This window comes from Bacillus massilinigeriensis, from assembly GCF_900111815.1.
Lineage (GTDB): Bacteria > Bacillota > Bacilli > Bacillales > Cytobacillaceae > Mesobacillus_C > Mesobacillus_C mediterraneensis.
Window position 1 is genome coordinate 1 of sequence record NZ_LT630008.1, and the last position, 1,525, is coordinate 1,525.

Here is a 1,525-nt window from a genome sequence, read left to right on the forward strand (position 1 = left end):
TTTGTATACAACCAGCTCTTTTCATATACAATTATTGGATAAAAGGATCGTATTTACTCATTTAAACTACATCATTTATGTACCATCCAAGGAGGACCTATGTCAAAAAATAAAAAACGATTATTAATCGCAAGCATTGGATCTGCTTTATTAATGGGAGGCTGCTTAAACATGGACACATCAAATACGAATCAAAACGAAGAAAAACCAAAAGCTTCAAGCAATAATACCCAAACCGATGAACGATATGTCAGCGTTCAAGAATATGTCGGTGAGGGCTACCAAATGGATGGCGGCCAGGAAGAAGAAAAGATTGCGAAAAAAAACAGAGAAGAAATTGAAAGGGCTGTCAAAGAGTTTTTTCTAAATCAATATAAAACAGAAGTTGAAGTGCAGCATATGATTGGTGCAGATGGTGCGGCTACAGTTTTTGTAAAATCAAAAGGTCTACTGGATTTCCATACATATGCAATCGTTCCAATTAATGATGCGGAGAATAAGGTCCATTATAACAAAGTCTGGTCAGAAGATAGTGCTGTTGAATGGGCAATGCAGACAGCTCTTTATCAACTTTCCAATGAAAAAGCTTTTAATCATCTTAAAGAACTCACGGTAGAACTTTCAAAAAAGTATCCTATTGTAGGGCAGAATCCTAAACTTACACGAAAGTTTGCATACACCGGTTACGTTACCCCTTATTTCTATTTAGGTGTTTTAAACGATCCTTTTAAACCTTTATTAGACGCATATTTAAATAAGCCAGATATCACGAAAGAGGAAATTAAAAAGATTTATCATACTTCTATCAAATTAAAACCTGAAGATGTCATTTTTTCTATCCAATTCTTTATGAAAGATAAAACTAAAAAACCGGATGTTAAAATTTTCAACCAGCTAAGCGAGGAAATTAAAAACGCAAATAACCTTCCTACTGGATCTTATGGTATTTCTCTCCATGATAACTATGTAAACAAATTGTCAGGCCTTGGTAGTAAAGAAAGTTCTCTTGATACAAATTATAACCACCTAATAGTGAAGGAGTAAGCGGGTTTATCAAAGTATATAGATTGTTTTGATAAAAAAATCCCACTATACTGTATTCTGCACTTTCTCGATTAAGTAATGAATCCCAGATAATCAACTTCATATTTATAAAGCCAATAGTTTAGGTCTTTTTTACTGTTTATTGATTGATTAGAAAATACAGTTACCATGTTTATATACAATCAACCCTTTTTCTTATACAATTATTGGATAAAAAGGTCGTATTTACTCATATTTAAACTACATCATTTATGTCCAAGGAGGACCTATGTCAAAAAATAAAAAGCGTTTGTTAATCGCAAGCATTGGATCTGCTTTATTAATGGGAGGCTGTTTAAACATGGACACATCAAATACGAATCAAAACGAAGAAAAACCAAAAGCTTCAAGCAAAAACACACAAACCGACGAGCGATACGTTAGCGTCCAAGATTATACCGGTGAAGGTTATCGTATGAAGGGCGGTGAGGAAGAAGAAGTT

Annotated in this window: 1 protein-coding gene and 1 pseudogene; both read left to right on the forward strand. The window is 33.7% G+C overall.

What is annotated here, in order from left to right; translation table 11 throughout:
* Positions 1–99 precede the first annotated feature (99 nt).
* Positions 100–1,044, forward strand: a complete 945-nt coding sequence (locus BQ5796_RS15745) for a DUF1672 family protein (RefSeq protein ID WP_071461338.1) — start codon at positions 100–102, stop codon at positions 1,042–1,044.
* A 268-nt stretch (positions 1,045–1,312) separates the two neighbouring features.
* A pseudogene (locus BQ5796_RS15750) lies at positions 1,313–1,525 on the forward strand (DUF1672 family protein); the annotation flags it as partial.